This window comes from Nocardioides oceani, assembly GCF_030412965.1.
Lineage (GTDB): Bacteria > Actinomycetota > Actinomycetes > Propionibacteriales > Nocardioidaceae > Nocardioides > Nocardioides oceani.
Genome location: NZ_JAUHJQ010000017.1, coordinates 1 through 15,954, shown reverse-complemented (window position 1 = coordinate 15,954; position 15,954 = coordinate 1). Strand labels below are relative to the sequence as shown.

Here is a 15,954-nt window from a genome sequence, read left to right as displayed (position 1 = left end):
GTTGTCTCAATGACTGACATTGGGGGTCCTGTCCGGAAGTCTGCTCTGCGAAGCGGGCATAGATGAAGAGATATTCATTCGATCCCGACGTTACACATGAACACTTCTTCATGCAAAGTCGTATGCTGGTGCCATGGGTCACGGAGCAGACAGTCGAGTCGCGGGGTCGGCAAGGATGGATCACGCCACCGCCAAGTCGGTAGCGACCACCCTGCAGGCGCTCGCTACGCCGAGCAGGCTGCTGATCCTGGCCACCCTTCAAAACGGGTCGGCAACGGTGGGCGAGCTCGCGGAAGCGATCGGGATGGAGCAGTCAGCGGTGTCGCACCAGCTGCGGCTGTTGCGCAACCTCGGACTGGTGGACGGTGAGCGCTCAGGCCGCAACATCAGCTATAGCCTGTACGACGATCACGTCGCGGAGTTGCTCGAACAAGCCATCTACCACGCCGAGCACGTTCGGATGGGAGCCACGGATCGCCGCGCAGCAGAAGCCCCGGCTGGGCACACCGAGCGGCCGGCCATTCAACAGGCCTAGAGTCTGCGCCAACCATCGAGTATCCGCTTGATTGAGGGTCTTGCACCTGGCAGGGATGCATCCCACCAAGCCTGTGGCGCCAGGTACTGCGGCCGTGCTAGGCGAAGAAGTCGCCGTAGCTGGCCAGGTCAATGCTGAGTGGATCGCCCGCATCCGACTCGTCACTAGCCCAGCCCATTCAGGGCTGGGGTCTGCTGAGGTCAATCTGTCACCCGTTCGTGCAGCAGACCCACCTGTACCTCGCTCTCTCGAAAAGGAAGAGCAGGACAGCTGTTCCTAGACCGGTTGCGCAACGACCTCGAAGCGCTGCTCGTCGGGCTTCCCGGCGCCGCAGCCCGCGACGCTCTCGCCTGTCGCTACGAAGCAAGCGCGATCGTGGTGTGCTCACCTGATGGCTCGACTCCGGGGCTCACCTGACCGTGAGGCAAGCCGCCAGGCACACGGAGCGGCTCGGTGCCGCACTGCATGACGAGGGTCCTGAGATCACAGATAGAGCCCTCCGTGCCCCGACCCTCCCTACCGACGGCGCTTAGCCGCACCTGCTGAGCCATCCTCATGCGAGCGCGCGTCTGCCTGGCCTGCACCATGGTCATCCGCGACTCCGGCGCGCGGCTCCCCGACAATCCAGCCGGAAAGCGAGGCGGGTGCCCCAACGCGGTCGCACACGATGACCTCGTCATGGTCCGACTACATACGCCCGCCGGGATTACCCCCTTAGTGGTTCCAGCCAGTTCTGGCTGAACGCCTTGACGCTGTCCACTTCGACCTGCTCGCAGGTCATGGTGTCGCGTTGCTGGAGAACCCGCAGGCTGGTGTCGTCGGCATGGGCTCCGGCGAGGACTCCGTCACCGTCTGGACTGTCGACGAAGGCGCGGAGGGCTTCGAGGTCGGTCAGGCTGATGTCCGGCGGGTAGAGGACGATGACGTAGCCGTCGCCGAGTGAGTGGCCGAAGTCGACGAGCGGTGCTCCCTCGTGCGGGTCGAAGAACGAACGTTCGGGATGGTCGCCGCCGGTGGCGGGGAGCGGCTCGGTAGGCGAAGTGATCTCGCAGGTGGTGTCTGCCGACAGCTCGGCTTGTGGTGGGTCGGGCAGTGCGGTGAACGAGTTGAGGGCGATCAGGCTGGCGGCGACGGATCCACCGATGAACATCGGCGCGCAGGCGAGCTGTGCCGCTCTGGGGGTTTTGTCGGGGCCGATCAGTTTGGTGGCGCCGAACGCTATCGCGGCCATGACGGCGATGGCGCTGAGCTGGCCGATCTCGATGCCGATGTTGAAGGCGATCACTCGCCAGAGCTCGCCGTCCTCGGGGACTCCGATGTCTTGGAACCGGGTGGCCAGGCCGAGTCCGTGGATGAGGCCGAAACCGACGACTGCCGCGCCGAAGAGCCTGAATCGCTCCGGTCGACCGAAGATGCCCACGCCGGCGACGAACACCACGCTGAGTGCGATGACGACATCGACGGCGTCGGGATCGACCCGCCAATTGGCGAGGGTTGCAGCGATCAGCGTGGTTGAGTGCCCGAGGACGAACAGGCTGATCAGTTTCACTGCGAGTCTCACCTTGCGCGCGACCAGGACGACACCGGCGACGAACAGCAGGTGGTCCCAGCCCAGCAGCATGTGCTCGATGCCGACCGGGATGAACCCGAGGATGGATCGGTCCGCGGCCTCGTCGCCGATGCCGTGGGCGAATGCAGGGCTGGCGGCGGCGATCAGGATCGGCGCAGCAAGCAGAGGCGGGATCCACAAAAGGATGCGCGGTCGGGCCATCGTTGATGCTCCTGGTTGGTCGTGGGACGCGGGTCGAAGGGTATGGGCAGGTGGCATGACCCGTGCGGGGACTACCTCCCGGGTTGTTAGTTCGTCGGCGTGGTGCCGGCCCTGGTCCGCCAAATGACGCCAGGGCTCCAGCCCGGAGCATCCGGTGTCATCGCCTTTCTCGTCCCGGCTACTGGTGGTGGGCCATGACCTCGTGCGGGTCTGCACCTTCGCCGTGGCTGGGGTTGACGTGGACGGTGGCGGCGTCGAGGCGCGGTACGGCGTGCAGCAACTCGTGCTCGGCGGCGACGGCGATCGCGTGACCCGCGGCAACACTGAGGGTGTTCTCCACGGTGATGTCGGTCTCGGCGCGCAGCCGGTGGCCCAGCCACCGCAGCCGGAGGCTTTCGACGTCCTGAACGCCGGGAACGGTGCGCAGGGCTGCCTCCGCGGTGTCGACGAGCTCGGGCTCAACCGCGTCCATGAGTCGGCGGTAGATGTCGCGGGCGGCGCTCTTGAGGACCACCAGGATGGCCACGGTGATGAGCAGCCCGACGATGGGGTCGGCGAGCGGGAAGCCGGCCATCACGCCGATGGCGCCGCCGGCGACCGCCAGTGAGGTGAATCCGTCGGTGCGCGCGTGCAACCCGTCGGCCACCAGGGCGGCCGAGCCGATCTTGCGACCGACCCGGATCCGGTAGAGGGCCACCGCCTCGTTGCCGACGAAGCCCAGGACACCGGCGGCGAGCACGACCCCGACGTTGCTGATCGGTTGCGGATCCAACAGGCGCCGCACCGATTCGTAGCCCGCGACGGCCGCCGACAGCGCGATCATCGCGACGATGAACACCCCGGCCAGGTCCTCGGCCCTGCCGTACCCGTAGGTGTAGCGGCGGGTGGGCGCCCGACGCACCATGACGAAGGCGATCCATAACGGCACCGCCGTCAACGCGTCGGAAAAGTTGTGGATCGTGTCTGCCAGCAGGGCCACCGACCCGGTGAACAGGACCACTACAAGTTGCGCGAGCGCGGTCAGGCCGAGGATGACCAGGCTGATCTTCAGTGCCCGGATGCCCTCCGCGCTCGACTCGAGCGCCGAGTCGATCGAATCCGCGGCGTCGTGGCTGTGCGGACGGAACAGTGACGAGAGGAAGCCTTTGATCCCGGTGGCATGTTCATGGTCGTGTGCGCCATGGGCATGGCCGTGATCGATGTCGTGGCCGTCGTGGCCGTCGTGGTCGTCGTGGTCCTCGTGCGGCGCCTGCGACGGCGTGGGGGAGGGGTGATCGTGGGAATCTGATGTATCGGGGCTCATGAGAGGCTCCTGCTCGGTTTCGTGGCTGTCGGGCCCGCGAGGTCTGGATCGTCGCGGTGGTGGTGCGGTACGCCGCCACCTGCGTGCTCGGCGTGGAAGATCGCGTCCTCGATGAGCTGGCGCACGTGGTCGCTCACGACGCGGTAGAACACCTGTGTTCCCTGCCTGCGGGTGTGAACCAGATGGGCCATGCGCAGCTTGGCCAGGTGTTGGGAGACCGCAGCCTGGGGTTTGGCCACCGCCTCGGCGAGCTGGTTCACGGAGGCTTCGCCTGGCAGCAGTACCCACAGCAGCTTCACGCGGGTGGCGTCGGCGAGCATGCGGAACACCTCGACAGCCAGGTCGACCTGTTCATCCTCGGGAAGGATCGGATGCGACGCTGGCTCTCTATATGCGCACATGCGCAAACACTAACGCATGGGTGGGAGGGAGGATATCCTCGCACCGAGTGGGAGTCAGTGAGCTGTGCCCAGATCGAGCGATTCGATGCCTCATTGGAAGCCGACTGGCAAGTTTCGCCCGCGACGAGCATCCCGGACTGGTCGATCGCGCAACGTCAGCCGCGTACAACGATGGCGCGACCCTCCAAGTTCTCCGACCTAAGTCCCTTTCCAGCCTCGCGTTCGCTAGCGACCAGGCGGGGGCACTGGTCGGGAGGGCGGTGGCGCGCTGCCCTTGCGGAGAAGCAGCCCGCCCTTAAGATGCTTGCCGAGCGTTAACTCTGTGACGTCCGAGCGCTAACTCGACGCCTCCTAGTCTCCTAAGTGACGCCGCAAAACGCGGTGGGAAGAACGGGGCCGGGCCGGATCCGCGCTCCACTCGACGAACGGAGAAGATGACATGAAGCTCACTTCCACTTTGGGCGCTGGGATCCTTACTGCGGTTGTTCTCGCGACAGGTATCGGTGGAGTGGCGCTTGCCAACGCCAGTTCCAACGCCGGCACATCGACCGTCAGCCCAGCTAGCGACGACAAGGGCCGCGACGACAAGGGCCGCGACGACAAGGGCCGCGACGACAAGGGCCGCGCCGACAAGGGCCGCGACGACAAGGGCCGCGCCGACAAGGGCCGCGACGACAAGGGCCGCGACGACAAGGGCCGCGACGACAAGGGCCGCGACGACAAGGGTCGCGACGACAAGGGTCGCGACGACAAGGGTCGCGACGACAAGGGTCGCGACGACAAGGGTCGCGACGACAAGGGTCGCGACGACAAGGGTCGCGACGACAAGGGTCGCGACGACAACGGCTCCGACGACAACGGCTCCTCCGACGACAACGGCTCCGACGACAACGGCTCCTCCGACGACAACGGCTCCGACGACAACGGCTCCTCCGACGACAACGGCTCCGACGACAACGGGTCCGACGACAACGGCTCCGACGACTGAGGCGATGGGTACCACGTTCTAGCCACCAGGTGTTTTGGCGCACCTGGTGGCTGTCGTTTGTGTCTACCTGCCGTTCGTGGCTATCCGCGGTAGTACGTGGTGCCTTGCTGGGTCACGGCTGAGCGTCGGTGAACCGCCCTGGAAATCCCGGAGGGTGCTGAACTATCCAAGGAGAGTCAGCACCGTGTCAGCACCTAGGAAGTACGACCAGGAGTTCCGTGATCGGGCGGTACGGATGTACCGCGACCGGCTGGCCGAGCCGGGTGAGTCGAAGTTGAGCGCACGACGATACGTGGGCTCGCTGTTGGACCTCAATCAGGCCACGCTACGTAACTGGGTCGAGGAGCGTTGCCCTGCCGATGGCACCCAGGCCGGATCGTCGCGGGCCAGTGAGTCCGTTGAGGGCCGGGCACTGACGAAGCGCGTGGCCGAGCTGGAACGGGCCAACGAGATCCTCAAGACCAGTGCGGCGTTTTCGCTCAGGCGGAGCTCGACCGCCGACCCAAGTGATCGTCGACTACATCGAGTCCCACCGTGACCGGTTCGGCGTCGAGCTGATCTGCACCGTGCTGTCCGAGCACGGCTGCGTGATCGCGCCGTCCACCTACGACGCGCGCCGTCGGCACCCGGTCACGGCTGTCGAGCTCGAGGATGCCAACCTGGCCAAGGCGCTGGTGACCCTGCACCGGGGAGGAGTGGAGCGTCTACGAGGCCCGCAAGCTCGACAGAGCCGCCCGCCACGCCGGCCTGGACGTGGGCCGGGACCAGGTCGCTCGGCTGATGCGGATCGCGGGGATCCGCGAGGTTGTCCGAGGCCGCCACCACACCACCACGACGCCACGGGATGCCTCGGCGCCGCGGCACCCGGACCTGGTCAGCCGCGGCTGGGATGCACCCGAGGCGGTCGATGAGCTGTGGGTGGCCGACTTCAGCTATGTCTGGACCCCTGGCGGGCTTCGTCTACGTCGCCTTCGTCGTCGACGTCTTCTCCCGCCGGATCCTCGGCTTGCGGGTAGTCACCTCCTCGATGAGGACCCAGCTGGTCCTCGCCGCCATCCACCCAAGCTCTGCGCACCAGCCACCGTGGCGAAGCGAGCACTGGCCCGACCTGGACCACCAGCGGGCTGGTCATCACTCCGACGCCGGGTCGCACCTCCGTGGCGTTCACCGCCGAGCTGCTCGAAGCAGGCGTCGCCGGCTCGATCGGCACCGTCGGCGACGACCTGGACGACGCCCTGTGCGAGTCCACCATCGGGCTGTTCAAGACCGAGCGCCATCAACGGCGGCGGACCGACCTGGAGAGACCGCTCCGCAGTGGAATGGCAGGTCGCCCGCTGGGTCTCACTGGTACAACACTCGACGACTCCACTCCTCGATCGGTTACCTGCCACCGATTTAGTTCGAACAGCGTCACCGGCAGGCTAAGACGACGACCCCCGACCCGGACGCCGTCAACCACGTCGCCAACGCTCCAAAACGAGGCCGATCCGTTGCTATGGCCTCGTTTTCAAGCGCCGTCGACAAACCAACCAGCCCTCCGATAAATCCAGGGCGGTTCATGGGAAAGGCAGCCTGAAAACTCGAGACGACTGCCAAACATTGGAAGACCTAGCGAAGCTAAAGTCCGCGAGATCGTTTGACGCATGACCGCCGCATGTGTGTTCGATCTTTCCCGGCGCGAATCTGTGACGTCAGAGTCCCGATGTGTTGACGAGTTTGCCGACTGCGGCAGTGATGAGCAAGGCGGCGGTGCCGCCGGCGAGAACCCGCATCGCTGCCCGGCTCTGTCTGGCGCCGCCTAGGCGTGCTCCCACCACACCCAGGACACCCAGAGCAAGCAGAGTGGCGCTGACAAGCATCACGGTTCGGGTGGAAGTCGGCGCGATCAGGACGGCGAAGAGCGGTACGGCAGCGCCGATGGCGAAGGCCAGGGCTGACACGATCGCGGCTTGCACCGGTTTGGCCGCGCTTTGCTCGCCTTGGCCCAACTCGTCGCGAACGTGGGCGGACAGAGCGTCGTGTTTGCTCAGCGCTTGTGCTACCTGTTCCGCCAGGGGCCGATCTAGTCCCCTGCCCTCGTAGATGAGGGTGAGCTCGAGAAGCTCACCCTCAGGATCCTCGGTGAGTTCCCGGCGCTCCTTGTTCAGATCGGCGCGTTCGGCGTCGCGTTGGGAAGACACTGATACGTACTCGCCGGCCGCCATGGAGATGGCTCCAGCGACGAGGCCGGCCAGACCGGCAGTGAGAATTGTCGTCCGTGTGCCGGCCGCGGCCGCGACGCCAGCCATTAGCCCGGCCGTGGACACGATGCCGTCGTCGGCGCCCAGAACTGCTGCCCGAAGCCATGAAGCACGGTCTGCAACATGCGTTTCACGATGAGTTACCACTTGAACTGTCTCCTTGGAATGCCGGTTCGGTGTTGCGTTCAATGGGTCTCGTTAGCCCCTCCGGTGCTCTCCGGGTTGCCGAGTTGCGAAATCATGACGCCGGGTCGGCGGGTGGCCACTACTTCAGCGGGGGACCAGTCTTCTGTGCGCTGCGCAGGTGAGGGGATGAGCAGCTCGAACGTCGTCGGTTGAATGTCGCGCAAAGTGAGCCGAGCGCCTTCGGCCTCGGCGAGCGATCGGGCGAGCGCGAGGCCGATGCCAGTGCCGACGGCTTGTGAGTCGCGGCGTTCGAACAGGGTGTCGGGTCGAGTGGGGCCGGGGCCTTGATCGGTGACACTGATGGTCACTCCGCCGGCGGTGGCCGCGGCCCCGATGACGACGTCGCCCTCACCGTGGCGAAGCGCGTTGGCGAGGAGCACGTCCAGGATGTGGCGTAGTGCGGCCTCAGAGGCGCGAACCTCGGGCGGGTCCTGATATTGAACCTGCAGGGATCGGTCGTGGGCGCGGTACCTCGGACCCCAGGTGGCTGAGAGTTCGTCGAGCAGCGCGTGCAGGTCGATGGGGGGCCGCGGCCCGGGTGTGTCGCGGGCGAGATGGAGCAGCTCGGTGACCCTGGCCTCCAAGCCACCCAGTGCCTCCAGGCTTTCGAACAGAACGGTCCGGGGGTCCGGGCGCGGAGCAATCAGTTCGGTCTCTAGTGCCACGATGGTCGCGGCAAGGGGCGTGCGCAGCTGGTGGGAAGCGTCCGCGGAGAATCTTCGTTCCCTCTCGACGAGCCCACCGATCCGCTCAGCGCTGGCAGTGAGGGCGCGGCCAACGTCGTCAATCTCGGGCAGGCCGGTGTCGGGGAGGGTCACGGTGAAATCACCTTGGCCTAGGCGTTCGGCCGCAGCGCGGAGGGCGTTGACCGGCCCCAGGAGACGGCGCAGCAGCCACCATCCGGCCAAGGCGGCGACAAGCACCGCGCCCAGGGCCAAAGCGGCCATCCAGGCAAGGGCGCCGGTGGTGCGCGCGGCGCTCTCCTCGGCTGGCTCTGTGACCCTGACCGCCCCGCGCATCTGCCCGGCTCCGCTCCCCAGCGCGGTCGCAGCGATGATCTGGGTGTCGGTGGCCACCCCGGCCACACCGTCGCGCAGGGCGGCCCTCACCGCGGCGTCTGCGATGTCTGGGCCATCGCCGGTGATGCGCCGACCGGTACTGTCGTAGAGGGCGTATCGGTGCTCGGGGTCGGCATCGGGGGGACGCCATACTCCGGGTTCCTGGAGGTCGGTAGGGGCCTCGTGGGCGGCGGATACGGCCAGCTTCTGCAGCTCAAGGAGATCGGTGTGTTGGTTGTGTTGACGCACCAACAGGGCCATCGGAAGGAAGAACACGGTCACCGCGAGGGCGCTGACCATGACCACGGTGAGCATGACGCGTCGGGTCATGGCGTCTCGAGGCGGTAGCCCACCCCGCGAAGGGCGGTGATCCGGCTCCCGGAGCCCGGCTGCTCCCCGAGGCGGCGGCGCAGTCCAGCGACGTGAACGTCGAGAGTCTTGGTGGAACCGAACCAGTGCTCATCCCACACGTCGGCGAGAAGTTGTTGGCGGGTGACCACCTGTCCGGCGTCACGAGCCAGACGAGCCAGTAGGTCGAACTCCTTGGCCCGCAACTCCACCTCGTGCCCTGAAACCCACAACCGACGGGCGCCAAGATCCACGCGCAGGTCGCCCACGGTCACCACGCGTGCAGTCTGGTCACGCCGCTCGGCGGCCCGCAGGTGCGCTTGCACGCGGGCCAAGAGCTCGGCGAGCCGGAACGGTTTGATCACGTAGTCGACCGCGCCGGCGTGCAACCCGGTCACCACGTCCGCCTCTTCGGCACGAGCGGTGAGCATCACTACCGGCAACGAGGGGTGCAGGGTGAGCAGGACGCGCGCCAGTTCGACTCCATCGCTATCAGGGAGTCCGAGGTCGAGCAGGACCAGATCGGGCACGCTCGATCGCGCTGCTTCGAGACCCTGCGCGCCGTCATTGGCCCACTCGGCGATGTATCCGCTTGCTTCTAGGGCGCGTTGCAGACTCGCGCCGATCAGCGCGTCGTCCTCGATAACCAACACCCGGGGGCTCACGGGGTTCATCCTAGAAGCGTCCCCGGGTGGCGGCTCCGACATCAGGGCCGGCCGGCCCGACCCGCGTTGGCCAGGGCAGGTGTTGTGCGCTGCGAGATGAGGTGGCGGGCGGCAAGCACGAGGAATACTGCCTCCACCAGCAATGAGGGCATGCCCTCGGCCCAGTCGGTGGAGGTGTAGCCGAACAGGCCGAAGGTGCGGCTGGCGAGGAACCCGCCGATCATGCCGGCGGAGACGGCAGCTCCCAGAAGCCACGCCGTCAGGTGCTCACCGCGCCACAACCGCCAGGCTGCCCAGCCAGTCAGAGGCACGGAGAGCAGGAAAAGGATGCCCACGAACGGTTCCTCGGCCAGATACTCCGGAACCAATACCAGGTGCAGCACGCCTGCCGCGGCGATCATTGCCGACGCGACTCGCCGTGCGGTTGCACCCACGCGCGAACCGGTGGTCGATGACGTGGGGTGAAGAGGCGATGAGTCAGTCACGGGGGTTCTCCTCGAACGATCGGATGTAGGAACGACTCACAGCGTCGAGGAGTATCGGTTAGGGGCGCCCCCCATGCACGGTTAGCGCACGACCAGGAAAGTCTTGGCCTGGCGACAACCCAGAGCAAACGGTCCCCTAACCGAGGCTCAACTAACGTCGTTTCCACGGCCCCGCACTTGCGAGTGGCCGCCCCACCAGAACAAGTGCAGGGGTCGAGCGGGAATGGACCTGGCTGGACGCCTCCCTCAGACGGTGGGGCGGGTCGAGATCCCCCGACCGGCCCGTCCCCACCCCCAGCACCACCCGCCACCACACCGCAGTGACCCGACAGTGACTCCGACAGTCGAGTAAGAGAGAGGAGACAGTGAGATGACGACGACCCTGGCCCGCCCGATACCCACCCCCGAGTCCGCGCGGGCCAGGGGGCATCGCCCCTACCGCCGCACGGTGAGTGAACGCGGACTGCTCGCCGTGGTGATCACCGGTGCCGTGGCCGTGCTGGGGTTGTGGTGGCACGACACCACGATCCTGGCCGGCCTGGGGGAGTGGCTCACCGGGGCCGGGCGGCTTACTGGTCTGCTCGGTGGCTATGCCGTCGCAGTCATCCTGCTGTTGATGAGCCGTGCACCCTGGATCGAGCACGGTCTTGGCTCGGACCGGCTGGCCCGCTGGCACGCCATGGGCGGCCGCTACCTGCTCAGCCTGCTGGTCGCGCACGCCGTGTTGATCACCTGGGGCTACGCCATCACCGCCCAGACCGGGTTCCTGGCGGAGGCCTCGACCCTGTTGGTCGCGGTCCCCAACGTGCTGTTGGCCACCATCGGGCTTGGCCTGCTCGTCGTGGTCGGCATCATCTCGGCCCGCTCGGTGCGCCGTCGGGTGAGCTACGAGACCTGGTACCTGATCCATCTGCTCACCTATATCGCCGTGGCGCTGAGCTTCCTGCACGCGCTCACCGCCGGCGCCGACTTCCAGACCGGCTGGGCCAAGGCCGCCTGGATCGCCCTGTACGGCGCGGTCGGCGCCGCCCTGTTGTGGTACCGGTGGCTGGTCCCGGTCCGCGACGCCCTGCGGCACCGGCTGCGGGTCGCCTCGGTGACCACGGAGGCACCCGGCGTGGTCTCGATCACCGTCTCCGGTGAGGGCCTGGACAGGCTCGGCGCCCAGCCCGGACAGTTCTTCCGGTGGAGGTTCCTCACCCGCCGCGGCTGGTGGCAGTCCCACCCCTTCTCTCTGTCCGCGACACCGACCGACGCCGAGCTGCGGATCACTGTCAAGGACCTCGGCGACCACAGCCGCGACCTGCAGCGCCTGCGTCCCGGCACCCGGGTGATCGCAGAAGGACCCTACGGCGCGTTCACCCCGGCACGCCGAAAAGGGCACGGCGTGCTCCTGCTGGCCGGCGGCATCGGGGTCACCCCGCTGCGCACCATGCTCGAGCACCACGCCCACGACGCCGACACGATCCTGGGGCCCGACGCCGGTCCAGTGACGTTGATCTACCGGGCCAACCACGCCGATGAGATCATCCTCGCCGATGAGCTCGACGCCCTGGCACGGGCCGAGCACATCGAGGTGCACTACGTCCTCGGTGCCCCCGGCAGCGACGCCGACGTCCTGGTCGACCAGCGGCTGCGCCGCCTGATCCCTGACCTGGAGGACCGCGACGCCTTCGTCTGCGGCCCACCCCGGTTCATGGTCGCCGCCCGCGACAGCCTGCTGCGCTGCGGCGTCCCGGCCCGACACATCCACACCGAACAGTTCACGTTCTAAGGAGGGGGAGGAGGAGCCATGAACCGTCCCGCACTGGCCACCGCCGGCACCGTCCTGGGACTGCTGCTGCTGATCGGTGGGAAGGCCGCCACCTCGGCCGACCCGCTCGCGTTCGCCGGCCAGTCCAACGTGGCGCTGGCCCCGGCCGCACAGGGCACCATGACCGGGCCGCTGATCACCACCCGCTACGGACCGGTCCAGGTCCGCGTCACCGTGAAGGGTGGGAAGCTGACCGACGTCCAGGCCGTCGCTCTGCCCACCGGTGGGAAGTCGGGCAGCATCGCCGACTACTCCGCCCCCATCCTGCGCCGCGAGGCGCTGGCGGCCCAAGGGGCCGGCATCCACGCCGTCTCCGGCGCCACCTACACCAGCGAGGGCTACGCCAGCTCGCTGCAGGCCGCACTCGACCAGATCGCCAACCAGCCCACCCAGACCACTCAATCCGCGCAGACGGGCCGAGGAGCATGACCCATTCGATGTCACCACCCCCGATATCGCAAGGTCATGAGCCGCGAGCCGACCGTGTCGAGGGCACCCGTCGGATCGTCGAGGTGATGGGCACCGTGTTCACCCTCGATGTGCGCGACCTCGACCCCGCCGCGGCCGCGGTCGATGAGATGGTGGCCTGGTGGCAATGGGTGGACGACACCTTCAGCACCTACCGACCCGACAGCCAGATCACCCGGCTGGCCAACGGCTCACTGCTCCTGGACGAGTGCGCACCGGAAGTGCGGCACGTGCTCGACCTGTGCCAACAAGCCGCCACAGCCAGCGGCGGCTACTTCACCGACCACCCCCAAGGACGGCTCGACCCCTCCGGCATGGTCAAGGGGTGGAGCGTCGAGGTGGCCAGCAACCTGCTGCTTCGTGCCGGTTCCGAGCACCACTGCATCACCGCCGGCGGTGATGTGCAGTGCGTTGGAGTCCCCGGACCAGGCGATGCCTGGCGGATCGGCATCGTCGACCCCTCCGACCGGCACCGGCTGCTCGCCGTGGCCAGCCCGTCGGCGCAACACGCTCGCCTGGCCGCGGCCACCTCGGGGACAGCCGAACGCGGCCCGCACATCATCGACCCCGTCGCCGACACGGCCGCCAGCGAGCTCGCATCCATCACCGTCGTCGGGAGCGACCTCACCCTCGTCGACTGGGCCGCCACCGCCGCCTTCGCCATGGGGCACGACTCCCGGCCCTGGCTGGACGGGCTCGCTGGCGTTGAAGGCTTCGCAGTCACCCCTGACGGCGAGTACTGGTGCACCGACGGCTTCGAGGAGCTGGCACAGATCCTGACGGACCCCCTTGGCCGCTGAGCGGCGCGGGTCGCCATCCGAGCCAGTGCTGGCGAAACCCGGCAGCCTCAAGCCACCCCCAGGGGGTCCGCGACCTCACCCGCCTTCCCGCGCTCCGCTAGTTCCGCATGCCCCCACTTTGACAGATCACTCAGGAGGTACACCCATGAAGAGAACACTCATGTCCGTCGCGTTTGCAGTTGTGGCGGCACTGACCGTTGCCGGCTGCGGCAGCGACACCGATTCCAACGATTCAACCGCTAGCAACGGCGCGCAGTTCAACGACGCCGACGTAGCATTCGCCCAGTCGATGATCCCGCATCACGAACAGGCCGTGGAGATGGCCACGATGGCCCAGGAGCGCGCCTCCAGCACCGAGGTGAAGCAGCTGGCCGACAAGATCGCCGCCGCTCAGGGCCCCGAGATCGACACCATGACCGGATGGCTCGAGGACTGGGGCCAAGAGGTCTCCTCCGACTCCATGGGCGGGATGGATCACTCCGGAGGCGACATGCCCGGGATGATGAGCGACACCGACATGGAAAGCCTTGGCGCCGCTACCGGCGCCGAGTTCGACCAGATGTTCCTCCAGATGATGATCGAGCACCACACGGGGGCCATCGAGATGGCCCAGACCGAGCAGCAGGACGGTGAGAACCCCGACGCCATCGGGCTGGCCGAGAAGATCGAGGCCGATCAGACCGCGGAGATCGCCCAGATGGAGGACCTCCTCGGTTCCTGAACGCGGCCCAGGCGTCCACTCAGGCGTGGCCCGCAGATCTCGTGCGGGCCACGCCAGCTCGCCCCTAGCGCTCGAACCCGCTCGCGGTGGACATGCGCGCCTCATCCCTCGCCGGGTCCCTGAGTCATGGGTCCCTTCGTGTCTGGACACGCGTAAGCGCGTCGAGATTGCGTTGGTCGGTGTCGGGCAGAGTGTGGAGGTACTTCTGGGTGGTTTGGATCTGGGAGTGGCCCATGCGTTCCATCACGGACATCAGGTCGGCGCCGCCGGCCAGGAGCCAGGAGGCGTGGGCGTGCCTGAGGTCGTGGACCCGGACCGGGAAGTCGACCCCGCTCGCCTTAACCGCGGGAAGCCAGACCCGGGTACGGAAAGTGTTCCGGGAGATCGGGGTGCCGGCGCGGGTGGGGAACAGCAGGTCGTCGTGCCCGATGCCGTTGACCCGGATGTGCTCAGCCATGTTGTCGAGCCAGGCCTGGCGGACGCCGAAGGTGCGGGGTTCGTTGTCCTTGGGGTAGGGCTTGGCCAGGTAGCGCTGGCCGGTGGGGGAGTGCTTCTTGGAGACCTCCACGATGGTCTCCTCCACGATCAGGGTGCGGCGCAGGAAGTCGATGTGGCGGGGTTTGAGGGCGACGAGCTCGCCCCACCGCAATCCGGCCTCGATCAGGGTCTCGATCATCAGCCGGTGTTGTTGGGGGAGCGCCGCAAGGAGGCGCTCGTATTCGTCGGGAGCGAGGGTGCGGGCCTTGCCGGTGATCACCTTGGGTAGCTCGGTGTGGTCGCACGGGTTGTAGACCAGGACCCGGTCCTTGACGGCGCGGACGAAGACTGAGGACAAGAAGACGTGGTACTTGCGGATCGAGCGGGGTGCGAGGCCGTCGGCCTTGGCCTGGGTGACCCAGTCCTGGACCAGTGAGGGGGAGATCTTGTTGAGGCGACGGTGTCCGAAGAACGGGAAGAAGTGCTTGTCGAGGTAGGAGATGTACGCCGCCCGCGTGCTCGCCTCGACGTGCTTGTTGGGCAACCACTCCTTCTCGACGTAGGCACGAAACGTGATGTCGCCGTGGGCGTTGTCGTGCCAAGCCCCGGCGAGCACCTTCTGCTCCTCACGGTTGGCCGCGCGCAGCGCGTCGCGCCGGGTGGAGAACGAGCCGGCCGAGCGGGTGGCTCCGTCGGGGTCGCGATAGGCACCCGTGTACCGGGTGCCGCGTGCCCCGTGCCGTGTCATGACCCATGCCATCTGGAACCTCCCGAGACGAATCTGGAAAGCTGCTCGTACGCCAGTTGTACGCAAACCCGGCCGGATGAGTCTGGACGAATGCGGACGGGTGTGGGAGTGAAACTGGCCTCTGACCTGCGACTTTACCAAAGTCGCCCGCCTGACGACACCCGGGAGATCGGCGGTAGGTAGATCTCATAACCCAGAGGTCGCAGGTTCAAATCCTGCCCCCGCTACTAGGGAAGTGGCCCGTGACCTGCGGAAACGTAGGTCACGGGCCACTTGTCATTTGAGCCATTCCGGCTTGTGTCGCGCTTTCGTGACCCAGAAACCCCGGGTTCGAGCGCCCGGTTGGTGGTTCCAGGGAGAGTCTGCCGGCCCCATCGTGTTGAGAGCGCGCAGGGCAGTTTCGTTCGTGGGACCGGAGTGCGGGTGTTAGTGGCAGTTTCGATCGCTCTCTTCGAACGGTGGGGTGTGACTGGGTGGCGGCTTCCCCTCCCGATGCTTGGGTCGGGGTGCCACCTTCGCGCCCACGCGCAGGAAGTACGAGATGCTCGAGTGCCCTCGGGTGCACTCGGAGACTGGCCAGCACGCTCCGTTGTCGATCCGAGCAGCGGGATTCGGGTCGAACGGCACCCTGGAAACCGAGTCAAGGCGAGCAGCGACGGTTAATGTCTCCATTGGGCCGCCGCCGTTCAGGCGCCTGCGAGGGTGGAGCCTGACCCGTCCGGCCAGTTGTAGTCGACTGTGACACGGTGCGACCGACCTGTGCAGACCCGAACACCTGGGCAGCAGAACCGGAGGGGATCACGCTGGACTCGATTACGCACTTTATGGGCTCTTCACAGTTGAGGGTGTAGCGGACGACGCGGCCGGGGTCGGCGCGTCGGTGCCGGGATAGAGGTCGAGGTCTTTCGAAGATGGCGGTTCCTACGCCAGCCACCCGAAAGACCTCG

At 67.0% G+C, this 15,954-nt stretch carries 14 protein-coding genes, 1 pseudogene and 1 other annotated feature; of the genes and pseudogenes, 7 read left to right on the top strand and 8 right to left on the bottom strand.

All coding sequences use genetic code 11. From position 1 onward, the window contains the following. Positions 1 to 175 precede the first annotated feature (175 nt). Entirely contained in the window at positions 176 to 535 is a 360-nt protein-coding gene (locus QWY28_RS21780) for an ArsR/SmtB family transcription factor (RefSeq protein WP_300954985.1), read from the top strand. Positions 536 to 1,241: 706 nt separating this feature from the next. Here QWY28_RS21780 and QWY28_RS21775 read toward each other — a convergent pair. From QWY28_RS21775 to QWY28_RS21765, 3 genes are all read right to left on the bottom strand, one after another. Then, the gene (locus tag QWY28_RS21775; RefSeq protein WP_300954983.1) at positions 1,242 to 2,306 is read right to left on the bottom strand and encodes a HupE/UreJ family protein; all 1,065 of its coding nucleotides are present in this window, start codon (positions 2,304 to 2,306) and stop codon (positions 1,242 to 1,244) included. Positions 2,307 to 2,484: 178 nt separating this feature from the next. Then, the gene (locus QWY28_RS21770; RefSeq protein WP_300954981.1) at positions 2,485 to 3,609 is read right to left on the bottom strand and encodes a cation diffusion facilitator family transporter; all 1,125 of its coding nucleotides are present in this window, start codon (positions 3,607 to 3,609) and stop codon (positions 2,485 to 2,487) included. Next, complete coding sequence (locus QWY28_RS21765) at positions 3,606 to 4,010, bottom strand: ArsR/SmtB family transcription factor (RefSeq protein ID WP_300954980.1); 405 nt, start codon at positions 4,008 to 4,010, stop codon at positions 3,606 to 3,608. Before QWY28_RS21765 ends, QWY28_RS21770 begins: the two co-directional genes overlap by 4 nt. A 508-nt stretch (positions 4,011 to 4,518) precedes the next feature. Here QWY28_RS21765 and QWY28_RS21760 point away from each other — a divergent pair. Together QWY28_RS21760 and QWY28_RS21755 are read left to right on the top strand one after the other, a co-directional pair. Further along, positions 4,519 to 4,998, top strand: a complete 480-nt coding sequence (locus QWY28_RS21760; protein WP_300954978.1) for a hypothetical protein — start codon at positions 4,519 to 4,521, stop codon at positions 4,996 to 4,998. Between the two features lie 184 nt (positions 4,999 to 5,182). After that, positions 5,183 to 6,397, top strand: a pseudogene (locus tag QWY28_RS21755) (IS3 family transposase). Continuing rightward, positions 5,467 to 5,597, top strand: a sequence feature (AL1L pseudoknot). It overlaps the preceding pseudogene by 131 nt. A 292-nt stretch (positions 6,398 to 6,689) precedes the next feature. Here the strand turns inward: QWY28_RS21755 and QWY28_RS21750 are convergent. Genes QWY28_RS21750 through QWY28_RS21735 form a run of 4 tightly spaced genes read right to left on the bottom strand, consistent with a single transcriptional unit; the run spans position 6,690 to position 9,980 of the window. Continuing rightward, complete coding sequence (locus QWY28_RS21750; protein ID WP_300955024.1) at positions 6,690 to 7,385, bottom strand: VIT1/CCC1 transporter family protein; 696 nt, start codon at positions 7,383 to 7,385, stop codon at positions 6,690 to 6,692. 38 nt (positions 7,386 to 7,423) lie between these two features. Beyond that, on the bottom strand, positions 7,424 to 8,797 hold the full coding sequence (locus tag QWY28_RS21745) for a sensor histidine kinase (RefSeq protein WP_300954976.1): 1,374 nt from the start codon (positions 8,795 to 8,797) through the stop codon (positions 7,424 to 7,426). 11 nt (positions 8,798 to 8,808) lie between these two features. After that, positions 8,809 to 9,495 (bottom strand): response regulator transcription factor, encoded by a 687-nt coding sequence (locus QWY28_RS21740; protein ID WP_300954975.1) that lies wholly within the window; start codon positions 9,493 to 9,495, stop codon positions 8,809 to 8,811. 41 nt (positions 9,496 to 9,536) lie between these two features. Continuing rightward, the gene (locus QWY28_RS21735) at positions 9,537 to 9,980 is read right to left on the bottom strand and encodes a hypothetical protein (RefSeq protein ID WP_300954973.1); all 444 of its coding nucleotides are present in this window, start codon (positions 9,978 to 9,980) and stop codon (positions 9,537 to 9,539) included. Positions 9,981 to 10,428: 448 nt separating this feature from the next. On the opposite strand from QWY28_RS21735, the gene QWY28_RS21730 reads away from it, so the two are divergent. From QWY28_RS21730 to QWY28_RS21715, 4 genes are all read left to right on the top strand, one after another. Beyond that, entirely contained in the window at positions 10,429 to 11,754 is a 1,326-nt protein-coding gene (locus QWY28_RS21730; protein ID WP_300954972.1) for a ferredoxin reductase family protein, read from the top strand. A gap of 18 nt (positions 11,755 to 11,772) precedes the next feature. Continuing rightward, the gene (locus QWY28_RS21725; RefSeq protein ID WP_300954971.1) at positions 11,773 to 12,222 is read left to right on the top strand and encodes an FMN-binding protein; all 450 of its coding nucleotides are present in this window, start codon (positions 11,773 to 11,775) and stop codon (positions 12,220 to 12,222) included. 86 nt (positions 12,223 to 12,308) lie between these two features. Continuing rightward, complete coding sequence (locus QWY28_RS21720; protein ID WP_300954970.1) at positions 12,309 to 13,061, top strand: FAD:protein FMN transferase; 753 nt, start codon at positions 12,309 to 12,311, stop codon at positions 13,059 to 13,061. A gap of 145 nt (positions 13,062 to 13,206) precedes the next feature. Next, entirely contained in the window at positions 13,207 to 13,782 is a 576-nt protein-coding gene (locus QWY28_RS21715) for a DUF305 domain-containing protein (RefSeq protein ID WP_300954968.1), read from the top strand. Between the two features lie 124 nt (positions 13,783 to 13,906). Here QWY28_RS21715 and QWY28_RS21710 read toward each other — a convergent pair whose 3' ends face one another. Continuing rightward, positions 13,907 to 15,007 carry a tyrosine-type recombinase/integrase gene (locus tag QWY28_RS21710; RefSeq protein ID WP_300954967.1) on the bottom strand — a complete coding sequence of 367 codons (1,101 nt, stop codon included), beginning with the start codon at positions 15,005 to 15,007 and terminating at the stop codon, positions 13,907 to 13,909. Positions 15,008 to 15,954: the final 947 nt, after the last annotated feature.